A 20,811-nucleotide genomic window follows, 5' to 3' on the forward strand; every position below is an offset into this window, starting at 1 on the left:
CGGCCCACCGGGGGTCGCGGATACCGTCGCGGTCAGGTGCTGATTCAAGCCGCGGCACGCCGAAGGCTGGCCTCGACCCGCGCCTGCTTGAGCAGGCGATCGTCGATCACCCGCGGGTAAAGACGCCAGATGGCGTCGACTAAGGTCGCATGGCGCACGGCCTCGCGCTCCAGATCATGGCGTGTGGCCTCATCGAGCCCGGGCAGAGCGAGCAAATACGGGGAGAGCCAGGCGATATATTCGCCCACCAGACGCCCGGTAGCGGTATGCGTCCATTGCGTGTTGATCGTCAGTGGTGGAAAGTCGGCCTGTGCCAGTCGCCGGCCGCTCAATCCGGACGCGGCCGGCTGCTCCAGTCCGAGCGCGTACGCGCCGTCCCGGCGAAACCACTGCGTATGGCGTCGCGCTCCTGCCGCGTTCGCGATCATCCGCTCCAGTGTCTCTACATGGGGACGCCGACCGCTGTCGTCACGCTCCGGGATGCCCTGTGCGGTCAGGGTCGGGGAACAGAAAGGGCGCGTGTCGCCGCGCCCACCGGCATTCCAGGCGGCGTGTTGCTCACGCCCGGCAAGTGCCGTGTCGTCGCCAATCAGTGCGGTGCCGATCAGGGCCAGCGGCCGCATGTCTTCATCCAGGAGCCACTGTTCCAACTCCGCTGCCGGCGCAAAGGGCAGGTTGGGTGCCGCCAGCCGGACCTGCGCGATCAGGGCCGTCGATGCGGCGAGCGAGGATTCGACATCGAGGGCGGGGTTCAACGGCACGCGGGCGAGCCCGGCCGTTGGCGACCAGGCGCCGAAGTTGAAATAGCGCGCGGCGCCCGGTTCCTGATCCCGGCTCCAGGGACCGGACCGCGGGCGCGCCAGGACCTGGATCTGCCAATGTCGGCCGTCCAGGGTCAGCGCCCGCCCGTCGCTGGTCCCGACCACTGCCACGACACCCAGGAACGGATTCACCCGGCGCAAACAGTAGCAGCGCGTATTCGCGTCCAGTTCCATCGTTGCGGCGCAAGCCTTCAAGCCTGCTGCTTGAGGTGCTGGAAGAGGGCACGGAAGCGCTGGGGGTCCGGGGTGCCGAAGACCGGGTCATCGGCTCGCGGCGCGAGCGCGTCCACGGCGTCCCAGTCCGCCTCAGCGAGGCGCTCCAGCGCGATTGGAAAGGCTTCCGCGTCCTCGAGTGCCTGGTGCTCGCGCAGCGTGTTCACCAACTCCCGGCCCTGGGTCTCCACCTCGTCGCGACGCAGAACCTCCTCGTTGACGATACCCTCCAGCGAGCGGCGGAAGCGTTTGTTGAGCTGGTTGAGGACCCCGTGCTGGCGCATGAGGACCTCAAAAACATCGCGATTCTGCAGTCCTTTATCCATCGCGCGCCGGTAAATCAGATCCTCCGTGGGATGATGGATCGTATCCGAATAGCTCTCCAGGTACTCGAGCATCTCGCTGATCAGTTCGTAGTCGGGCTCCTCGCACGCGTGGAAGCGGTCGAGCAGGGCGGCGAGCAGGTCGAGCAGGCTCGCGAGACGGAGATGATCCTGGTTGAGTCGGGTCATTACCGGGTGCATGGACACATTCCTCCGAGTTGACAGGTCCGGCCGGCCCGCACGGCGGGATCGGCACGGCGCGATTGGACAGGCCGGGAGTCGGCCAGTCCCGCTCCAAGACCTCTTAATAGGGCATCGGGGCCGCCTTGCCAAGGGAACCACCACGATTGGACGTCGGCCATGCTCACGCATCGGCCTCTTCGACACCGCCCCGGCGTTGACGACGCTGGCGCCGCCGTGCGAGTTGGCGCCAAACCCAGCCGTCCGGGCCATCCTCGCCGGTGACCACGTAACGCAGCGCATGGCGGTCGATCAAGGTCCAGTCCATGCTGCCGCGTGCGCCCTCCCGACCACAGAACAGCAACTGATCGCCTTTGCGGACCCGGTCGGTCAAGGCCGGGAGGAGCCGGCGCTCGTCGTTGTGCTCCAGCAGCAGTGGGATGACCGCCAGCCGCCGCTCCCGGTCGCGCGGATCCGTGATCAGGTGGTCGATGGTGAGTGCGGCGGCACATTCTTCCTCTGCCATCACCGCCCCGGCTTGTTCGTTGTTGATCTCGATCTGCCACACCTGAGGGACCTGATCCTGGAGCACGGCGCTGATCCGGCTGATCAGCGCACAGGCCCAGGCATCCTCCTGGAACCGGGAGTAGTGGATGAACTCCCAGAGCAGCGGCAAGGTCAGACGCACGCGGATACCGTCGGCAATGATGATACTCGGGTGCATCACCACCTGGGCTCCGACGCGGTCGAACAATTCCTGATTGTCGAGATGGTTCTTGCGGGCGACCACGAACAGGTCCCGGTTCAGTTGCAGTGCGGTCATGATGATCGACAGGTTGGTGGCGTCATCATCCGTTCCGGCCACCAAGGCCACGGCGCGATCGATATGTGCCTGCTCCAGAGTCGCGGCCTCGGTCCCGCGGCCCTGAACCACCGCCGCGCCGGGAATTCCGGTGAGATGGGGTTTGGCGTCCACGACCATCAGGTCCAGGCCCTGGTCCTTGAGATGCCGGTACAGGGCCCTGCCGAATCGCCCAAAGCCGCAGATCACCCAGAGCCCCTTGACCGGCGGATAGAGCGGCTCGGTGAGTGGCTCGTCGCTCTCGCCCGTGAGCCAGTCCCAGAGCAGGGTCATGCAGGGCGCTTCGAGGGCGATGGCCAGATAGAGCGCGAAGGCATCGAAAGGGTCGTAGATATGGTCGGTACCGAAGGAGGCCATGTTGGCTTCCACCTCATGTGAGTCGGCACGGCAAATCACTTTGATCCGCGGGCGCAAGAGTTTGGCGGCGATGGCGATCTTGAGGTTCGTTTCGTTCACGTTGCTGACCGCCACCACCCCCTGACAGAGGGGATGATCGAGGCCCGCCGCCAGCAGATTCGACGGCCGGCGCGCATCGGCGCAGAGCGCCGGTACGTACTCGCGATGATTCTCCAGCGCCAGCAGGCTGATGCGCTCCTGGTCACTGTCGATGACCACGGCGTGCTGATGACGGTCCGTGAGTGCCTTGACCAGGGCGCTGCCCGTCTGACCGTAACCGCACACCAGATAAAAGGGGTCGCGCAGGTGCGCCACCCGGGCGCGCAAGCGGCTTTCGGCGCGGGCCCGGCGAAAGGTCGGTTCCTGCAGCAGGGCGATCAGCGCTCCCGCGGCATAGATCCAGATCGCCACGGTCCCGAAGATCACGAAGGAGACCCACAGCCGCTGGGCATCGGTAAAGGGGTTGGGGATCTCGCCGAAGCCGATGGTCGTCGAGGTGTAGGCGACGACGTAGAAAGCGTGGAAAAACCCCATCGATACGGGGTTGCCGGCCGAGTCCTGGGCCGGAATCAGGACGAGACCCAGGATCGCCACGGCATAACTCACGATCAGCATGATCAGCGGCGCACGCATACGCCGCATGATGAGAAAAACGATGCTGTCCATGGTGAACCCAGTGCGCGCGTGTTGAGAATGAGGTCTGGAGCGCGGGTCGGCGGTCCGGGCCGGGCTAGCGCCGCAGCAAGAAAGTCTCGATCACCAGCAGGATGACAGAAATCACGTTTGCAATCAGTGCTCCTGCTGCCAGTGAGACGATGCTGGCCATGGTCGACGGGGTCATGCCGATGCCGCTCGTGTAAGCTGCCATGACCCACACCAGGGCTCCTGCCATGAGCTGCAGCATGGCCACCAGGCTGGTGGCGAGCAAGAGTGCGCCCAACTGCGAGCGGTCGCCGAACTTGAGCACCGTCGCGATCAGGTTCACCACGATCACCGCGAAGAACTCCCACGGGTGGTGGTGTGACGGATCGTCGATGTCGCCGATCACGAACCCGAAATTCAGGGTCAGTGACAATACGATGAAAAAGCCGAAAACGACCTTCTCTGGGTTCATGGGGAGCTCCGGATGACGGCGGCGCACTGCCTGTCGCTATTGTGACGGACGGCGGGCAAAAGGCAACTTCACCAATGTTCGATGCTGATCACAATGTCTGATCAGGACCTTGCTAAGCTCCGGAGGAACGACGTGCCGCGTCCGAACTCGGGCCCTGTCCGGCGTCAGCGACGGTTCCCAACCATCGGGGTGGAGTCACCGTCATCTCGCATCGGCTGCGGTAGACGCCCGGCTCGGCGCAGTCTCCGCGCGAATGTACCCAATTCAGTGGGAGTTTCTCCATGACAAAACGTGACAACAACGGTTTCGGCATCGATCGCCGCGGCTTTCTGAAAGGGTTTGCGTCGGCGACGGTGGCCGCCGGCCTGGTCGGGTCGCGCGAGGTGTTCGCCGACCAGAACAGTGCATCCGAGCGGTTCGGCCGCGGACTCCTGGCGCCGCCCGCCATCGACGCGACGCCCGGTACCGAGAAATACTGGAAAAAGGTCCGTAAGGCGTTCGCGCTGGGGAATGACTACATCCATATGAATACCGGGACCACCGGCTCCCAGCCCGAGTTCGTGCAGAACAACCTTGCGGCCTACAACTTCTACAAGAGTCAGGACCCGCGGGATTGGTCCCTGAATCTGGCGGCGGACTTCCCCGACCTCTTCCCGGTGGTGCCCTCCGCCACCGGTGCCCGCCAGTTGTTGGTCGCCAATACCTATGGGGCCAACGCCGACGAGATCGTCCTGAGCTACAACACCACCGATGCCTGCAACCTGATTTTCGCCGGTACCCCCTGGCGGTCCGGCGACCGTATCGTCACCACCAACCTCGAGCATTCGGCCCTGGCCGGCCCGATTGCCTGGGCGCGCGACTACCACGGGGTGGAGGTCGTGATGGTCGACATACCGTCCAACTTCACGGCCGACATTACGGTCGATGATGTGCTAGCGTGGTTCGATGCGGCCCTGATTGATACGGATACCGAGCAAAAACAATATCTTGCCATTTCGGAGGTCTTCTACAAGAACGGCCTGCGCCTGCCGGTGCCTGAGTTGTGCGCGCTCGCCCGGAGTCGCGGCGCTTTCTCGATCATCGACAGTGCCCACGGCTGGGGCATGCTGCCGATCAACTGCCACGACTATGGGGCGGATTTCATCGTCGGGGCCGGCCACAAGTGGCTGTGCGGAGGTCCCGGCACCGGTATCTGCTATGTACGTAACTCGGATGCGTCGACCCACCTGCTGCCGCCCTTTGCGATGGGGAACTTCGGGAGTTACGGCAATCCCTTCGTCGTGCCCAGCGTGCTGTATCAGAACCGTAACTGGAGTCCTGCATCGCAGATGCAGAGGCGCGGCGAGCTCAATGTCTCCGCGCTCTATGCCATGACCGATTCACTGTCGTTCTTCGCCCAGATCGGTATCAGGACGATCTACGAACGCGCGGTTGCCCTCGGCAACTATTTCAAGGGCCTGATCGCTGCCCACTGGGGGCCGGAAGCACTCTGGGTTCAGGAAAACCCCGATGCCCGCTTCGCTACCGGGCTCACGGCCTTCAATCCCTTCGCGAACAAGGATGATGGTGCAAGCTTCGCGGCCATGAACAGCGCCATCAACGTCATCCTGAGCAATCTGGCCCTGGAGACCCCGAAGATTTATATCCGTTCCATCTCCTGGCGCAGCAGCCAGAACGTCCCGGCGGACGACCGGGTGGGATTGCGGATCGCCACTCATGCCATGTACAACAACTATGACGAGATCGACCATGTCTTCGCGCGTCTGGTCAACCAGGTCAACCTGAGCGGTTTGGCTCAGCTCTGATCGCTCAGGCCCCACCCGGATTAAGCGCCGGCAAGGTTGCGCGGCGGATGCGGGTCTCGGGGCGACGCGGCCGCCAGACGTTGGGGATACGGCCGACCTGCCGCATGAACTCGCGTTTCCAGCGCGCGAAGTCGAGCGGCTGGCGGCCGTAGAGTGCGCGGTCCAGTTCACGCATCAGCCGGGTCAACTGGGTGCGGTCCGCGCGCGGGCGCAGGGTCAGGATGCGTTCGGTGAGGTTGGGGGTGCCGCCCTGGTCGGGCGCGTGCAGGAGGTGTCGGGCGGACTGCTCGAAGCGCTCACACCAGGCAACCGGGTCCTGCGCCTGATGGGCGTCACGCGCGCACATCAGCAGGCGGCTGCTCTCCGGTAAGCGGCTGATGGCCGCCGCCTTGGCGCGGGCCGCCAGGTGCGTCGGGTCCAGCCGTTTCAAAAGACGGGTGCTGCCGTTCATCAAGCGGTCGATGCTCTGCGATGACCATGAGCGCAGTCTGGTGTTCAGGCCCGCGCCGGGCAGGCGCCGCTGATACAGGACGCCGACCCAGTAACCGGCGAGGACCAACAGGATGCCGGTGATCGGCAGCCAAACCTTGGACCAACCGGCGCCGGCCTCGATGAGCGAGACGGCCAGTCCCAAGGGTCCGCTGGCGCCCTGGATACTTAGGGTGCGGATCGGCAGGGTGGCGACCTGGCGCGATCCGGTCTCCAGGTTCCACCAGGGGACTTTGATCTCGGGCAGGCGCAGGGTGCCGCCGCCCTGGGGCACCAGAGTGTAGTATTCGGTACGCGTTGCCGTCAGTTGGCGGCCGTCCTTCGACAGGCTGTTGGCGCTGAGTGTCTGTTCGCGATAGATGCGAAAATCCGGGCTAACCAATTGCTCCTCGAGATTCGGGAGTTGGGCGGCGAGCCCGCCCGCTGCCGTGCTCTCCAGCACCAGTGTGACCGGCTGGCCGGGTTCGACCCGCTCGGGCCGGTCGAAGTCGGCGTTGAGACTGAGTGAGCGCAGCGGCAGCCAGGGGCGCACCGCGGCCATCGCGGGGCGGACCTGGAGTACGATCGGGCTGGTGCCGACGGCCTCGTAACGCTCAGGGGCGCCGTAGCTGCCGGGGCGCGTCCCGGTGATCTTCGGTGGCGGCAAGGTGAGATCGCCGGCGCGCAGCGGGGTGAGTACCAGCCAGAATTGGGTGACCAGTTCGCGGCTGTCACCGCTGCCGCGGGTGCTGGTGGTCGGTCCCGCGAGCTTCTGCAGCAGAACAGCGTCTTGCCCGCCGAGGTCCGGATCGGCGGTGGTCAGTTCATCCGGGCTGATCAGATCCAGCCGCAGCAACAGGTTCTGCTGGACATAGGGCTGGGACGCGTCGAGCGACCATTCCAGTCTGGGCGGTCGCAGGCTGCGCTGGGTCGGCGCCGGCGACGCAGCGTAACCGCCGGGCCAGTTAGGCTGATAGCCTTGACCCGGCGCCGGTCCGGGATAGGAGCCGGACGGCAGGCGCGGGGCTTGACCGGGTAACCCATAGGGGGCCTGGCCCGGCAGCGGGCCTTGGGGCGGCATGGGGTAGCTCGGCGGCGCCCCTCTGGAGTTGTCCGGCGGGGTGGGACGGAACTGCCAGGGTTGGCCCTGGATTTGGGGTGGGGTCCACTGGCCCGCGGGCGCTTGCGCCGGGGCGCCGGCCGGCGGTGCGCCGTAGGGTTCATAGGGGGTCCAGCCGAATGCGGCGGACCAGAGGAGCCAGAGTCCGAGTCCAAGTCCAAATCTCATGGTGACCCGAGCGCAGCGGCCAATTGGGGTGCAGCAATTCCAAATTTGGGTGGCTGCCGCCGACAACGTGCCGGCTGCGAGGCTGATGGTGGATGCGCCGCGCTTATCTACCCTACGAAACCGGCTCCATTGTAGGGTGGATAAGGCGCGCCGCTCGGTGTCAGGGACCCGGCACGTCGGTCGCGCGCGCCGCATCCACCGGGGACCGCGAGATGCTGCAAAAAAATTGGAATCGCCGATCGATGTGAGCTGGTCGTGTTCGGGTGATGTTGTTACCAAGGCCGACTCTCCCGCAGTGGACCGCCCGCCGCCTGCATCAGACGCTGCTCTTCGAGCTTGAACTGGTTGCCGATCAGGAGCGTCGGGTCGCCCTCGACCTGTCGCAACCGCTGTTCCATGACCGCCATGCCCGGCCCCATCGCCTGCTGACCGCCCAGCGCCGGGGTGTCGCCGAGTCGGGCATCCGGCGGCAACTCGGTCATGGGTTGCTGCCCCTGCTGGTCGAACTGGTCGATCGCAGCGGTTTGCTCGTCCGGTCGCGGCGCATCGGGCATCGCCATGTCGGGCTTGCCGGCCGGCCTGGTGCCCTGGCCCGCGGTCGGCTGCCGGCCGGCCGGGTCGGAACCGTCCTTGGATGACTGGTCTGCCGGGTCTGCCGGGTCGGCCTGTTCACCGGTCTGGTCCTGCTGCTCGGGCGCCGCGGCCTGGCCCGTGCGTTCACCGCGGTCGTCCGGTCGCCGGCCTTGGCCCTCACCCGCATCCTGACCGCCCTGAGCCTCGGGTTTGCGGCCGGCCTCGGCGTCGCCCTGGGTGTCCCGGTGGGTGTCCGGTTGCTTGCCATCACCTTCGCCGTCCGCTTGTCCGCCCGGCGCATCGGGTTTGCGGTCGCCCGCCGCGACGCTCTCGGCCGCCCGGCGATCGTCCGGCCGCCGGCCGTCACCCTCATCCGGCGCCTGGCCGCCCTCGTCCTGACCGTGTTGTCGGTCGGTCTTGGCCGCGGTGTCCCGATCCTGTTCGCCCTTCGCCTGGCCCGCGGCCTCACGCGCTTGTTCTCGCGTGTCAGCCCCGCCGGCCGTCTGTTCCTGCCGGGTCTGATCATCTCCATCCTTGCCGTTCTCTGTGTTCTTCCGGCCCGGCGTCTGCCCCTCGTCCTGACCCTGTTGCGTGGACCGGCTCTGGTCGCGGCCGACCTCCTGCTCCTTGGACCTGTCCGGCGATCCGCCCGGCGGTTGATCAGCGGCGGATTCGTCTCCCCCCTGGCCGCGCGCGGTCTTGGTCCGCTCGGCGCCCTTTCCCTGCGGTTCGTCTTTGCCCTCAGTCCCGTCCGCGGAGGTCTTGCCGGACTGGCCCGCGCCCTCCTGTTGTCCGGACGCGCCGCCGGATTGTTGCTGATCCTTCTGCTGCTCTTTTGGCGTTTGCCCGCCCTGTTGTTGCTGATCCTTCTGCTCTTGCTCGCCTTGCTGTTTCTGGTCCTGCTGAGCTTGCTGACCCTGTTGCTGCTGGTTTTCTTGTTCCTGCTGTCCCTGATTCTGTTCCTGCTTCTGCTCCTGCGTTTTCTTCTCTTGCTGTTTGTCCTGCTGCTGCGCCTGGGTCTGCTGCTCCTTTGATTTCTGCGGCTGCTCCGGCTTTTCGCTTTTCGGTTCAGATTTCGGTTCAGGCGTCGGCTTCTCCTCCTTGCGCTCATACGCGCGCTGCTCCAGGCGTGCGAGCATGGCGCGGGCGAGCGCCAGATTGTGGGCCGCGTCATCGTCGGTCGGTTCGGCGCTCAACACTTGCTCGTAGGCGAGCGCGGCCCCGGTGTAATCCCCCAAATTGAAGCGGGCATTACCCAGGTTGTAGCGAGCCGATCGGGCATCGCCGTCCGGCACCGCTTCCTGAAAGGCCTGGGCCGCGTCCGCGAAGCGCCCGGCACGGTAGAGTGCGACACCGCGGCGGTAGGGGTCGGAAAAACCATCCGCGGCGGCTTGATAGTCGCCATCCTTGAATCGATCGAGCGCCTCTTGCTCGGTGTTTTTGAACCAGCCGCCATGGGTGGCACCCGTCGGGACCAGGGTCCCGATCAGAACCAGCTTCAGGGCCAGCTTCAGAGCCGGCGTCAGTGGACGAGCGCCCCCGGTCTTGGCCGGACCCTGATGACTGTCGATGCGTATCGTCCGGTTCATGACTGAGACTTCCGCCGCGGTTGACCACGGAACTGGGGCAGCAAGAGTGCGGCGAGCAACAGGACCGGGATCCAATAGCGTTCATTCCAGACCCGGGTCCGCTCGTCTCCCGCTTCCGGGGGTACTTGCATGACGGCGGCGGCCTTGAGCAGGGCGCGGGTGTCCGCGTCACGGAAGTCCGCGCGCCGGTAGAGGCCGCCGCCTGACTGGACCAGTGATTCGAGCAGGGGTTCGTTGAGTCGGGAGATCACGGCGGCACCGGTGCGGTCGGTGATGAAGGCGCCGCGGTAACCGGGGACCCGCGCCCCCTCGGGGGTGCCGATACCCAGCACATGCAGGCGGATGCCGGCGGCGGCCAGGGCCTGGACTCCCGGGATGAGATCGGGCTCGTCGAAGTCCCCGTCGGTGATCAGCAGGATCGAGCGGGCGCTGTCCGCCGACAGCCCGGCCAACAGGGCCTCGGCCCGATCCAGGGCCAGTGACAGCCGGCTGCCCTGGAGTGTCGCGAGATCGGTGGACAGGGCCGGCAGGCTGTTCAGGATCGTCTGGGTGTCCTCGGTGATCGGCGCGATCACATGGGGCACCGAGGCGAAGGCAATCAGTCCGAGCCGCACCTCCCGGTTCTGCACGATCAGATCCTGCACTTCCTGGCGGGCGCGTCCCAGCCGGGTAGGGGTCACGTCATCCGTCTGCATGGAACGCGAGATATCCAGCAGCACGAGCAGGTTGTTGCCGGGGTGGAACAGGCGCACGTCGGCGGCGTCCCAGCGCGGTCCGGCCATGGCCGCGAGCAGCAGAGTCCACAGCAGACACCACCGCAGGAAGCGCCCCCAGCGCTCGCGCGTTTCGAGGTCGCGGGTGCCGGTGAGGTGAGGCAGCAGGTGCGCGTCCGCATACCGATGCACTGGTCCGCGTGCGGTGCGCGCGCCGCTGCGCATCAACCAGACCGCCACCGGGAGGATGGCGAACAGCCCCCAGAACCAGGCCGGTTGGGCGAAGTTGAAACCTGCTTCATTCATCGCATATGCCTGCTTGGTAACGAGTCAAGAACAGGTTAAACACGCACGAAACGCTTGCGCCCCTCGGGAAAGAGCCCCAGGGCCAGGAGCGCGGCCAGGGCCAGCCCCAAGGGCCAGCGGAACAGGGGGGCGGCGATGAAGGCCGTCCGTGCCTGGGCCTCGGTCTTCTCCAATTGGCCGACGCGGGTGGAGATCTCCTCTAAGGCGCGGGTATCGGTGGCACGGAAATAGGCCCCGCCGGTGAGCGTCGCGATCTCCTCCAGGGTCGCCTCATTCATGGTGAGATCATCGCGGTATTTGATCACGCCGTCCTCGGTGATGGGGATCTGCTCCTGGGTGCTGCCGACGCCGATCACGTAGATGCGCACCCCGGCCACGCGGGCCAGCCGCGCCGCTTCGATGGGGGCGAAGCCGCCGGCCGAGTTGTCGCCGTCGGCGATCAGGATCAGCACCCGCGACTGCGGCGGACGCTCGCGCAGCTTCTTGACGCCCAGCGCGATGGCATCCCCGAGCGCGGTTCCCTGGCCGGCGATGCTCGCCACCACCCCGTCCAGCAACTGCTGCACGGCGTGCCGATCCAGGGTCAAGGGGGAGAGGACGAACGACTGGCTGCCGAAGATGATGAGCCCGATCCGGTCGCCCTCGCGCTGTTCGATGAACCGTCCCATGACGCCCTTGACGACCTGCATCCGGGTGACCTGACGTCCCTGGACGGTGAAGTCCAGAGCATCCATGGAGTGCGAGGCGTCCACCGCCAGCATCAGGTCATAGCCCGGACTGCTGATCTCGGTATAGGGCGTGAGCCACTGCGGGCGCATCAAGGCGGCGACCAAGCCGATCCACAGCAGCGCCAGCAGTGACCGGTGCACCCAGCCGCCGATCGCCAATCGCGGCCGACGGTTCGGATAAGCGGCCTGCAACGCGTCCAGACGCGGATGCAGCAGGGTTTGGCGCTGTCCTTCCAGTTGTTCCTCGTCCGCCTGGTCGGGCCGCAGCGGCCAGGCATAGCGCAGCAGCAGCGGCAGGGGGAGCAGGACGGCCGCCCAGGGCCAGTGGAATTCAAACACGGCCGGACTCCGGCCGGGTTGCGGCGGGCGCGGTGACCCAGGCGTAGACGGCATCGATCAGGGTCAGTAGTTGTGTCGGTCCCGCCTGCACGGTCGGCGCATAGGGCGCCGCCAGCAAGAGCCGCCCGTGCTCGGTCCAGGGAAAGCCCGCGGGGTCATGGGCCGCCAGCCAGCCGAGCCAGGCCTCCCCGGTCAGTCCGGCGCAGGCGGGTCGCCCCAGACGGGCCATGGCGATGCGTCGCAGCAGTTCGGAGAGTTCCCCCAAGGCGGCCTTGGCATCGGCGCCGCCGCGGACGCGGCGGCGCAGGTCGCGCAGCGCGGCAGCGGCGGCCCAACGCCAGGTACCGAGGGTGAGACCGGGGATCGGCACGCGCAGCTTCAGGATCGTCCGCCAGCGCCAGGCCGCCAGCCCGAGCAGCAGGCCGGCACCGAGCAGCAGCCACCAGCCGGGAGCCGGCGGCCACCAGGGTACCCCGGCGATGCCGTGGATGTCGCGCAGTCGGTCCAGAGCCGGTATCCCGTCGGGTTCCATCAGACCCCCCGCGAACGTGCGCGCTGTTCCAGTGCGCGGATCAGCGTCAGGTGAATCTCCTCATTGGTGCGCACCGGCAGCAGGATGATGTGCAGCCGGTGGGCGATTGCCTGGAGCAGGTCGCGCCGCTGGTCCCAAGCCTGTCTGAAGGCGCATTGGGCCTGGGGGTCCGCGGTGTCGATCTCGATCAGGCGGCCGTCGGTGCCGGCAAAGGTAACCACCCCCATGGCCGGGATCTCCCGGTCGGCTGGATCGTCCACCGGAATCAGCACCACCGAATTGCGCTGAGTCAGGTCACCCAGGACGCGCTCCAGACCCATCACCTCACGATTGAGGTCGGCGATGACGAAGACCAATGATCCGGTGGGCAGCCCGGTGGCGGCGCGCTTCAAAGCCCCGGCCAGGCAGTCGACCGAGGCCTCCGGCGCGCTGCCCGGTTCGGTCAGGGTGCGCAGCAGTTGCCAGAGTGCGCGCCGTCCGCGTGACGGGCGGAAATGTTGCAGCCCGGCGCGCGGGTCGCCGAACACCAGGCCGCCGACGCGGTCGTTCAGTCGGCTCGCGGCCCAGCCGATCAGCGCCGCGGCGCGTGCGGCCTGGACTGATTTGAAGGTTCCGCGGGTGCCGAAATTCATATGCGGCCCCTTGTCCAGGCAGAGTACGACGCTGCGCTCCCGCTCCTCACGGAAGATCTTCAAGTGCGGCCGATCGGTGCGGGCCGTGACCTTCCAATCCATATAGCGGATGTCGTCACCTTCCCGGTAATCGCGGACCTCCTCGAAGTTCACCCCGGCTCCACGAAACACGGAGGCATAAAGCCCGGCGAAACTGGAATTGACCAGATGATGGGAGGAGAGCCCCAGCGTATGGGCCTGGTGCCGCAGTTCCAGCAGATCGTCGAGACGGGGGTGGAGGCTCATAGTCACGAGTCAGAAATAAGTTAAACAGTGAATACAATCCAATCCTTGTCGTGATCGTGTTGGCCTTGATCAGCGTTCCGGCCGGGACCTTGTGGGAGCGGCGTCCCGCCGCGATGCGGTGCAGCAGAAACTTCCAGTGCCGCGGCTGCGCGCCCGGCCCCGTCGCGGCGGGACGCCGCTCCCACAGCGTCGCTGCGCGACTTTCCAGGCCCGCGGTACCCCCCTCGCCATCCGCCGGGCCTAGGGGATTGCGACAAGGTTCAACAGGCGGTTGATGAACGCGTCGGTGGTGATGCCCTCGGCTTCGGCCTCGAAGGTGAGCAGCAGACGATGGCGGAGGATCTCCGGGGCAACGGCCTGGATATGGTGGGGTGCCGCGAAGGCGTCGCCGTCCAACCAGGCCCGGGCCCGGGCGCAGCGGGCCAGTGCGATACTGGCGCGCGGCGAGGCGCCGAAGCGGCACCAGCGGCCCAGATCCGCGTCATAGCGCTGGGGTGAGCGGGTCGCCTGGACCAGATCGACGATATAGTGATGGAGCTTGGGATCCAGGTACAGATTGGCCACGTCGCGGCGCATGGCAAACAGTTCGGCCTGGCTCAGCCGCTTGGCCGGCACGGTGCCATGTTGCTGCTGTTGGCGGCTGTCGAGATCCAGGATCTTGAGTTCATCCTCACGCGTGGGGTAGGTCACCACCGCCTGCATCAGGAACCGGTCGAGTTGCGCCTCGGGCAGATGGTAAGTCCCTTCCTGTTCCACCGGATTCTGGGTGGCCAGCACCATGAACAACTGCGGCAAGGGGTAGGTTCGCTGGCCCACCGTGATCTGGTGCTCGGCCATGGCCTCCAGCAGCGCCGACTGCACCTTGGCCGGCGCCCGATTGACCTCATCGGCGAGCAGAATGTTGTGGAACAGTGGACCTTGACGGAATTCGAACTCGCCCTTGTCATGACGATAGATGTCCGTGCCGATCAGGTCGGAGGGCAGCAGGTCGGGGGTGAACTGGATGCGATGGAAATCGCCCTCCAATGCGTCCGCCAGGGCCTTGACCGCGGTGGTCTTGGCCAGACCGGGCATCCCTTCCACCAGGAGATGGCCGTCGCTCAGCAGGCAGATGAGCATGCTGTCGACGAACGACTGCTGACCAATGATGCGGGAGGCAATATGGTCGCGAACGGGCTTGAGATCGGCAGGGGTCATACTGGAGATACCAGGTCCGGTGGTGCGCGGCGCGTCGGTGCGCGCCTGTTATTTGCCGCCGGCGCTCCAGCCCGCGGATCCTCCCCCAGAATCCTGGGGCTTTTCGGCGGCGAGCGCAAGCCTGTGCCGGCAACAGCGAACTACGTTGTTTTTATGCGTCGATGGAAAATTCTTATCGGAAACCTGATCCGACCGTCGGGGCGACTGTAGGGGCGACTTCAGTCGCCGCTCCCCTTCGGTCGATCCTTTACCGGAAATCACCCAATCCCAACGCTCGCCTGGTCGCTCTGGTCGGGCGTGATTCCGGTCGACGCCGGGTTCCCGGCCAGGTGCGCATGGTCCGGTGCGCGGATTTGTGCACATGGACCAAAGGTTTGGCCGGCTGTTTCAGAGGGTTGCAGCAGCGGCCTCCGAGACACCCATGGAAGATCTCAACAATATTGATTTGCAAAGGCTTTTTCTGGTTGGTCAGTTTTCGGCCGATCTGTTTCAGACCCAGTATCGACACGCACTTGAGTCTTGCGCCCAAAGGTTGCGCACAGACTTATCCACAGATGTTGTTGGTATCTGGCTAACCGCTTGTGATCGAAAATATTTCCGGGAAGTTGTGGAACTGCGACACAGAAATGACGGCTAACGGCTTGAAAGCTGCGTCAGCCCCCCTCCGACCAGACACAAACAGGCTCTTGATCTGGCTCCCACGCCCGAGGGTGGGAGCAAGTCGCGACGCGGGAGCCGTCGCGCGGCGCCACCGGCCGCTGGAGCGGCCGGACGGCATTCCCACGCTGGAGCGTGGGAACGAGAGATCAGTTCTGACGACCACATCACTTTGGATCGCACCCTTCCAGCAGTCTTGCCGGGCGTCGGACCGCGCTTGCGCTTATACTGCTGGGCTGATATCCCCGCCCTGGACCGTCGGCAGCCCGGCCAGTCCCATTCCCCGGGCATCCCCACAGAGAGCAATCCCGTGATCGAGAACCTTCGCAACATCGCCATCATCGCCCATGTCGACCATGGCAAGACCACCCTGGTGGACAAGCTGCTCCAGCAGTCCGGGACCTTGGGCGACCGCTTCGGGCCGGTGGAGCGCGTGATGGACAGCAACGACCAGGAAAAAGAGCGGGGCATCACCATCCTGGCCAAGAACACGGCGCTGCGCTGGCGCGAATACCGCATCAACATCGTCGACACCCCCGGTCACGCGGACTTCGGCGGCGAGGTCGAGCGGGTGTTGTCCATGGTGGACTCGGTGTTGCTGCTGGTCGACGCGCAGGAAGGCCCGATGCCGCAGACCCGGTTCGTCACCACCAAGGCCTTCCAGCACGGGTTGCGGCCCATCGTCGTCATCAACAAAATCGACAAGCCGAGCGCCCGGCCGGATTGGGTAATCGATCAGGTGTTCGAACTGTTCGACCGGCTCGGCGCCACCGACGAGCAACTCGACTTTCCCATCGTCTATGCCTCCGCCATCAACGGTTACGCCGGTTTGACCAATGACGTGCGCGACGGCGACATGACGCCGTTGTTCGAGGCCATCATCGAGCATTGCCCGCGTCCGGAAGTGGACCCGGATTCGCCGTTCCAGATGCAGGTCTCGACGCTGGACTACAACAGCTTCGTCGGCGCCATCGCCGTGGGCCGCATCCGCCACGGCAGCGTCAAGCCCAATCAGCAGGTGGTCGTGGTCAAGCCCGACGGCACCCGGCGCAAGGGCAAGATTGGTCTGGTCTACGGCTACCTGGGATTGGAGCGCTATGAGGTCGCGTCGGCGTCCGCGGGCGACATCGTGGCCCTGACCGGCATCGAGGCTCCCAACGTCTCCGACACCCTGTGCGACCCCGATCACGTGGAGGCGATGCCGCAACTCAGCGTCGATGAGCCCACGGTAACCATGACCTTCCAGGTCAACACCTCCCCCTTCGCCGGGCGCGAGGGCAAGTATCTGACCTCCCGCCAGCTCAAGGAGCGCTTGGAACGTGAGCTGATCCATAACGTCGCCCTGCGGGTGGAAGAGGGCACCGACCCGGAGAAATTCCGCGTCTCCGGCCGCGGCGAACTGCACCTGTCGGTGCTCCTGGAGACCATGCGCCGGGAGGGTTACGAACTGGCCGTCTCGCGCCCGGAGGTCATCTTCCGCGAGATCGACGGCGTCATCTGCGAGCCCTACGAGCAGCTCACGGTGGACGTGGACGACACCTTCCAGGGCGCCATCATGCAAGCCCTGGGCGAGCGTAAGGGCGAGCTCAAGGACATGGTGCCGGACGGCCAGGGTCGGGTGCGCCTGGACTACGAAATCCCCTCACGCGGCCTGATCGGCTTCCAGACCGAGTTCATGACCCTGTCCTCCGGCACCGGGCTGAAATACCACGTCTTCGACCGTTACGGTCCGGCCAATCAGGGCGGCATCTCGCCGCGGCGCAACGGCGCCCTGATCTCCAACGGCCAGGGCAAGGTGCTGGGCTATTCACTGTTCAACCTTCAGGATCGCGGGCGCCTGCTGGTCTCGCCCGGTCAGGAGGTCTACGAGGGGCAGGTCGTCGGCATCCACGCGCGCGACAACGATCTGGTCGTGAATCCGCTCAAAGGCAAGCAACTCACCAACATCCGCGCCTCCGGCTCGGACGAGAACATCATCCTCACCCCGGCCATCCGCTTCACCCTGGAGCAGGCGCTGGAGTTCATCGAGGACGACGAACTGGTCGAGATCACCCCCGGCGCCATCCGCATCCGCAAGCGCCATCTCACCGAGATCGAGCGCAAGCGCAGCACGCGTGCGCCGCGGGCGGAGACCACCGCGCGCGGGGCCTCCTAGGCGATTTCCGACAATTTGGATACCGGTCAGTGTAGGTGCGACTTCAGTCGCACCTGCGTCCGAGTCGGTGCGACTGAAGTCGCATCGACATCCGAGCCGACGCTCTACTGACCCGCCCTAAAGTGAACGGCTTCAAGCCTAGGTCGAACGGGACATGCGCCCCATGCAGACTTCAGGGCAGCGGGTCCAAAGCGGCAACATCCCAATCACCCGGCCGTCCCCAGATGTCCGGGAAAGGGTTGTAAACCCCGTTCCGCGCGGCAACCGGCTCCGGGATATCCGGGGCGGCCGGCGGCAAGTCGGGCTGATCCCGCGGCGGCGCGTCTCGAGCGAGGCTCAGCGCAAACCCCAGCAACTGTCCGATGAACGGCTCGGCGCTCAACCGGTGGGCCTGGATCAGGGTGTCAATGGCCGCCGGGACCGCACCCGCCGCCAAATGGGCAAAGGCCCGGGCGGTCAGGGTCTCGACCGCTCGCTCCACCGCGAGCAGGGCGCTCAAGTCCATCCCGCAGCGGCGGCAGGTCGCTCCGTCATCCCGGCGGGCACGGCAGTTGGGGCAGCGCTCCATCAGGTGTCGCCCCTAGGATTCCAGGTAGTAGATCAGGTCGGCGAGCTGCGCCACGGCCTTGTCCAGGGCCTCGCCGTGGTCGCGCGCCAGGGCGTCCTTGACCGCCTCGATCCCGTCCACCAGATCGTCCCGATCCTCGGCGTTGGCTCCATCGAGCAGACGCTCTGCTTTCTCCACCAAGGCGCGGGCGGCGACGATTTCACGCCGCTCGCCGACGCCCGCGTCGGCATCGCCAGCCGCGTCGGCGTCCGTCACCGCGCCCGCGTCCGGCTCATAGCCGTCGATGAGCGCCGACAGTCGCTCGCGCGCGGCGGCCAATTCATCGCTGGCAAAACGGGTGGTGGCGTTGTCGATGGTGGTCCGCGCCTCGAGTCCGGTGCGTTTTTCGCGCGAGCTGACGTGCAGGATGCCGTTCACGTCCAATGAAAAGGTGGTGATGAGGATATTGCCGGCCGGCACATCGGAGAGTCCGTCGATGTTGAATGAGCCGATCTCGGTATTATTGAGCGCGTCCGGGTCCTCTCCTTGATAGACATTGACGATGATTTTTCGCTGACCGTCATAGGAGGTCTCGAAGGCCTCGCTTTTGGTGACCGGGATGGGGGTGTTCTTGCGGATCAGCGGAATATAGGTGTAGGGGTACATCTCGCCATTCAGTTCGGCGATGGCGCTGGTGCCGAAGGTGTAGGGCGTCACGTCGACCAGCACGCTCGCGACCTGAGCCCCGGCGATCACCGCGCCCTGAATGGCGGCACCGGTGGCGACACACAGATCCGGGTCCACCTCGCTGCGCGGCTGCATCCGCAGTTCCTCTTCCAGACGGCTCTGCACCAGCGGTGTGCGGGTCGCCCCGCCCACCAGCAAGACCTCGTCCAGACCCGCGACCGTGAGCCCGGCGCCTTTGACGGCGATGTGCACGGCCTCCAGGGTTTCCGCAATGTACGGGGCGATCATTTCCTCATAGTCCTCGCGCGCGAGTTCCAGTGAGAGATGCACCGGCGCTCCCGCGTGTTCCAGCAGATACTCCTCCTGGATCAGGGCGAAGGGGGCGTCGGAGAGGGTAATCTTGGCGGTCTCGGCGGCGCGCATCAGCCGGGCCATGGCGGTGCGGTTGTCGCTCGGGTCATGGCCCTGGGACTTGAGGTGTGTGATCAGGTGGTCGACGATGCGCGCGTCGAAGTCGTCGCCGCCCAACTGGTTGTTGCCGTGGCTCGCCAGGACTTCGGTCACGTCTTTGGCGATGCGCACCACCGAGCAGTCGAAGGTTCCGCCGCCCAAGTCATAGACCAGGATGGTCTTCCCTTGCGCGTGGTCCACCTCATAGGCCAGCGCGGCGGCGGTCGGCTCGTTGATGATGCGCACCACCTCGAGCCCGGCCAACTCACCGGCGTCGCGGGTCGCCTGGCGCTGGGCGTCGGAGAAATAGGCCGGTACCGTGATCACCGCCTTGGTGACGGCCTGACCCAGATCCTTCTCGGCGGCCTGTTTGAGGCGCTTGAGGATCAGGGCCGAGATCTCTTGGGGGGTATAGGACTGCGGCCCCATGGCGACCTTGGTGTCCTCGCCCATGCGCCGCTTGATCGAGCGGACGGTCCGCTCCGGATAGAGGACGTACTGGTTGCGGGCGGTCTGACCGACCAGCAGCGCGCCGTCGTCCGCCAGTCCGACGACTGAGGGCAGGAGCTTGGCCCCGTCGACCTCGATGATGCGGGTCTGCCCGCCGTCGACCACGGCGACTTCCGAGTTGGTGGTGCCGAGGTCGATGCCGATAATGATGTCGTTCATGGTGTTCCCTGTCGGGGTCTAGGTGTAAGGGTGTTGGATGGCGGGTCTGGGTGGTCAGGCGCGCCCTGGATCTGGTCTTTAGGTGATTCCCTGGATTAAAGATCCCGACTGCGCACGTCTGCAAGATCCGTAGAGGGCTGTAGGGGCGATTGAAATCGCCCCTACATGTCGGTCGATCTTTTCGGACCGAGGGCCAATCTACGGCGCACTGGTCAGCCGGTTGACGACGACCTCCGCCGGGCGCAGCAGGCGTTCGCCTTGACTGAAGCCGCGGCGGACTTCGGCGAGGACCAGACCGTCGGCTTGTGTCGGGTCCGCGGCGGCCTCGGCGGCGTACATGGTCAGCGGGTCGAAACGCAGGCCCATGACCCGCAGCGGCAGCACCCCGCGGCGGGCCAGGGTGTCGTCGAGCCGCTTGAGGTTCATGGCGAGTCCCTCGGCCATGCCGATGACAAAGGTGTGGGCCTTGCCGCGTCGGCTCAGCCAGCCGGGATGGTAGCGGCGCGCCTGATCGTAACCGGCCTGCAGTCGGTCGCGCAGATCCAGCAGTTCGAGCAGCAGATCGCGTTCGGCGCCCTGTCGGGCACGCCGCTCGGCCTCGACCCGCTGCGCTTCGCCTGTTTCAAGCCGGGTCTGGGCCTGACGCACCAGGTCGAAGGCCTCGCGGAATTGGTCCAGGGCGCTCTTGACCTGACGCGATTCGAGTTTGACCTCGTTCTTGAGCGCGGCGACCTCGGCCAACAAGGTGAAGAGGTCCGGTACCGGTTCGGTGTCCGTGCCCTGGTCGGCGGGGGCCGCGACGCCGTCCAGATAGTCGGCGAAGCGGGTGAGCAGTTGCTCGCGGACGGCCGGGTCCAGGGTCGGCTCCGGGATTGGTTCCGGGATTCGGTACGGGATTGGCTCCGGTAGTGAATACGGGATCGGTTCCGGGATTGAGTACGGATCCGGCATTGGGTCCGGGTTCGAGTCCAGGATTGGATCCATCAGGCCTCCCCGCGCAGGAGTTTGTTGAACTGTTCGCGATCCGGTCGGCGCGGTGCGCCCACGGGGTCGGCCTGGTCGAGGATGTCGGCCAGCGTGGGCGGCGTCTGGTCGAACAGGGCCTGGGCCAGGCGCGCGCGGCGGGTGCGCAGCGCCTCGTAGGCGGCGCGCAGCGATTCGAAACGGCGTGCATCGCGCTCCGGCGGGCAGGCTTTGACCGCCGCCAGATAGGCGGCGTGTACCGCATCGTCATCCGCGTCCGGCGTGATGCCAAGGAGAAGATAGGGGTCGCTCATCGCGG

18 protein-coding genes are annotated in these 20,811 nt (G+C 66.0%); 3 read left to right on the forward strand and 15 right to left on the reverse strand.

Annotation, left to right across the window (positions count from 1 at the left end; all coding sequences use genetic code 11):
* Positions 1-44: 44 nt before the first annotated feature.
* The 4 genes from A39O_RS0124510 to A39O_RS0124525 all read right to left on the reverse strand — a co-directional run bounded on the left by A39O_RS0124510 (position 45) and on the right by A39O_RS0124525 (position 3,909).
* Positions 45-995, reverse strand: coding sequence for a hypothetical protein (locus A39O_RS0124510; RefSeq protein ID WP_020507303.1), 951 nt, complete (start codon positions 993-995; stop codon positions 45-47).
* Positions 996-1,012: 17 nt separating this feature from the next.
* The gene (locus A39O_RS0124515; RefSeq protein ID WP_026199719.1) at positions 1,013-1,558 is read right to left on the reverse strand and encodes a hemerythrin domain-containing protein; all 546 of its coding nucleotides are present in this window, start codon (positions 1,556-1,558) and stop codon (positions 1,013-1,015) included.
* A 163-nt stretch (positions 1,559-1,721) separates the two neighbouring features.
* Positions 1,722-3,461, reverse strand: coding sequence for a potassium channel family protein (locus tag A39O_RS0124520; RefSeq protein WP_020507305.1), 1,740 nt, complete (start codon positions 3,459-3,461; stop codon positions 1,722-1,724).
* Positions 3,462-3,525: 64 nt separating this feature from the next.
* A complete protein-coding gene (locus tag A39O_RS0124525) occupies positions 3,526-3,909 on the reverse strand; it encodes a DUF6394 family protein (protein ID WP_020507306.1) in 384 nt (127 codons plus the stop codon).
* A gap of 281 nt (positions 3,910-4,190) precedes the next feature.
* On the opposite strand from A39O_RS0124525, the gene A39O_RS0124530 reads away from it, so the two are divergent.
* On the forward strand, positions 4,191-5,714 hold the full coding sequence (locus A39O_RS0124530; protein ID WP_020507307.1) for an aminotransferase class V-fold PLP-dependent enzyme: 1,524 nt from the start codon (positions 4,191-4,193) through the stop codon (positions 5,712-5,714).
* 4 nt (positions 5,715-5,718) lie between these two features.
* On the opposite strand, the gene A39O_RS34995 is transcribed toward A39O_RS0124530, so the two are convergent.
* From A39O_RS34995 to A39O_RS0124565, 7 genes are all read right to left on the reverse strand, one after another.
* Positions 5,719-7,470: a BatD family protein gene (locus tag A39O_RS34995; RefSeq protein WP_020507308.1), complete on the reverse strand. Its 1,752-nt coding sequence runs from the start codon at positions 7,468-7,470 to the stop codon at positions 5,719-5,721.
* A 272-nt stretch (positions 7,471-7,742) separates the two neighbouring features.
* A complete protein-coding gene (locus A39O_RS0124540; protein ID WP_020507309.1) occupies positions 7,743-9,632 on the reverse strand; it encodes a tetratricopeptide repeat protein in 1,890 nt (629 codons plus the stop codon).
* A complete protein-coding gene (locus A39O_RS0124545; protein ID WP_020507310.1) occupies positions 9,629-10,651 on the reverse strand; it encodes a vWA domain-containing protein in 1,023 nt (340 codons plus the stop codon). The genes A39O_RS0124540 and A39O_RS0124545 overlap by 4 nt, the downstream gene beginning before the upstream one ends.
* Positions 10,652-10,686: 35 nt before the next feature.
* The gene (locus A39O_RS0124550) at positions 10,687-11,718 is read right to left on the reverse strand and encodes a VWA domain-containing protein (protein ID WP_020507311.1); all 1,032 of its coding nucleotides are present in this window, start codon (positions 11,716-11,718) and stop codon (positions 10,687-10,689) included.
* Positions 11,711-12,250, reverse strand: coding sequence for a DUF4381 domain-containing protein (locus A39O_RS0124555; protein ID WP_020507312.1), 540 nt, complete (start codon positions 12,248-12,250; stop codon positions 11,711-11,713). The genes A39O_RS0124550 and A39O_RS0124555 overlap by 8 nt, the downstream gene beginning before the upstream one ends.
* Positions 12,250-13,167, reverse strand: coding sequence for a DUF58 domain-containing protein (locus A39O_RS0124560; protein ID WP_020507313.1), 918 nt, complete (start codon positions 13,165-13,167; stop codon positions 12,250-12,252). The genes A39O_RS0124555 and A39O_RS0124560 overlap by 1 nt, the downstream gene beginning before the upstream one ends.
* A gap of 240 nt (positions 13,168-13,407) precedes the next feature.
* On the reverse strand, positions 13,408-14,364 hold the full coding sequence (locus A39O_RS0124565; RefSeq protein WP_020507314.1) for an AAA family ATPase: 957 nt from the start codon (positions 14,362-14,364) through the stop codon (positions 13,408-13,410).
* A 421-nt stretch (positions 14,365-14,785) separates the two neighbouring features.
* Between A39O_RS0124565 and A39O_RS41210 the strand changes: the two genes are divergently transcribed.
* Entirely contained in the window at positions 14,786-15,001 is a 216-nt protein-coding gene (locus A39O_RS41210; protein ID WP_157640389.1) for a hypothetical protein, read from the forward strand.
* A 330-nt stretch (positions 15,002-15,331) separates the two neighbouring features.
* Positions 15,332-17,176 (forward strand): translational GTPase TypA, encoded by a 1,845-nt coding sequence (typA, locus tag A39O_RS35000; RefSeq protein WP_051088880.1) that lies wholly within the window; start codon positions 15,332-15,334, stop codon positions 17,174-17,176.
* A gap of 172 nt (positions 17,177-17,348) precedes the next feature.
* Here the strand turns inward: typA and A39O_RS0124575 are convergent, their stop codons facing one another.
* The 4 genes from A39O_RS0124575 to A39O_RS0124590 all read right to left on the reverse strand — a co-directional run bounded on the left by A39O_RS0124575 (position 17,349) and on the right by A39O_RS0124590 (position 20,806).
* Entirely contained in the window at positions 17,349-17,744 is a 396-nt protein-coding gene (locus A39O_RS0124575) for a hypothetical protein (protein ID WP_020507316.1), read from the reverse strand.
* Positions 17,745-17,756: 12 nt separating this feature from the next.
* Positions 17,757-19,529 (reverse strand): Hsp70 family protein, encoded by a 1,773-nt coding sequence (locus A39O_RS0124580; RefSeq protein ID WP_020507317.1) that lies wholly within the window; start codon positions 19,527-19,529, stop codon positions 17,757-17,759.
* A gap of 198 nt (positions 19,530-19,727) precedes the next feature.
* Positions 19,728-20,513, reverse strand: a complete 786-nt coding sequence (grpE, locus tag A39O_RS0124585; RefSeq protein WP_020507318.1) for a nucleotide exchange factor GrpE — start codon at positions 20,511-20,513, stop codon at positions 19,728-19,730.
* Complete coding sequence (locus tag A39O_RS0124590) at positions 20,513-20,806, reverse strand: hypothetical protein (RefSeq protein WP_020507319.1); 294 nt, start codon at positions 20,804-20,806, stop codon at positions 20,513-20,515. The genes grpE and A39O_RS0124590 overlap by 1 nt, the downstream gene beginning before the upstream one ends.
* Positions 20,807-20,811 lie beyond the last annotated feature (5 nt).

The sequence above is a fragment of the Lamprocystis purpurea DSM 4197 genome (genome assembly GCF_000379525.1).
GTDB classification, from domain to species: Bacteria; Pseudomonadota; Gammaproteobacteria; order Chromatiales; family Chromatiaceae; genus Thiodictyon; species Thiodictyon purpureum.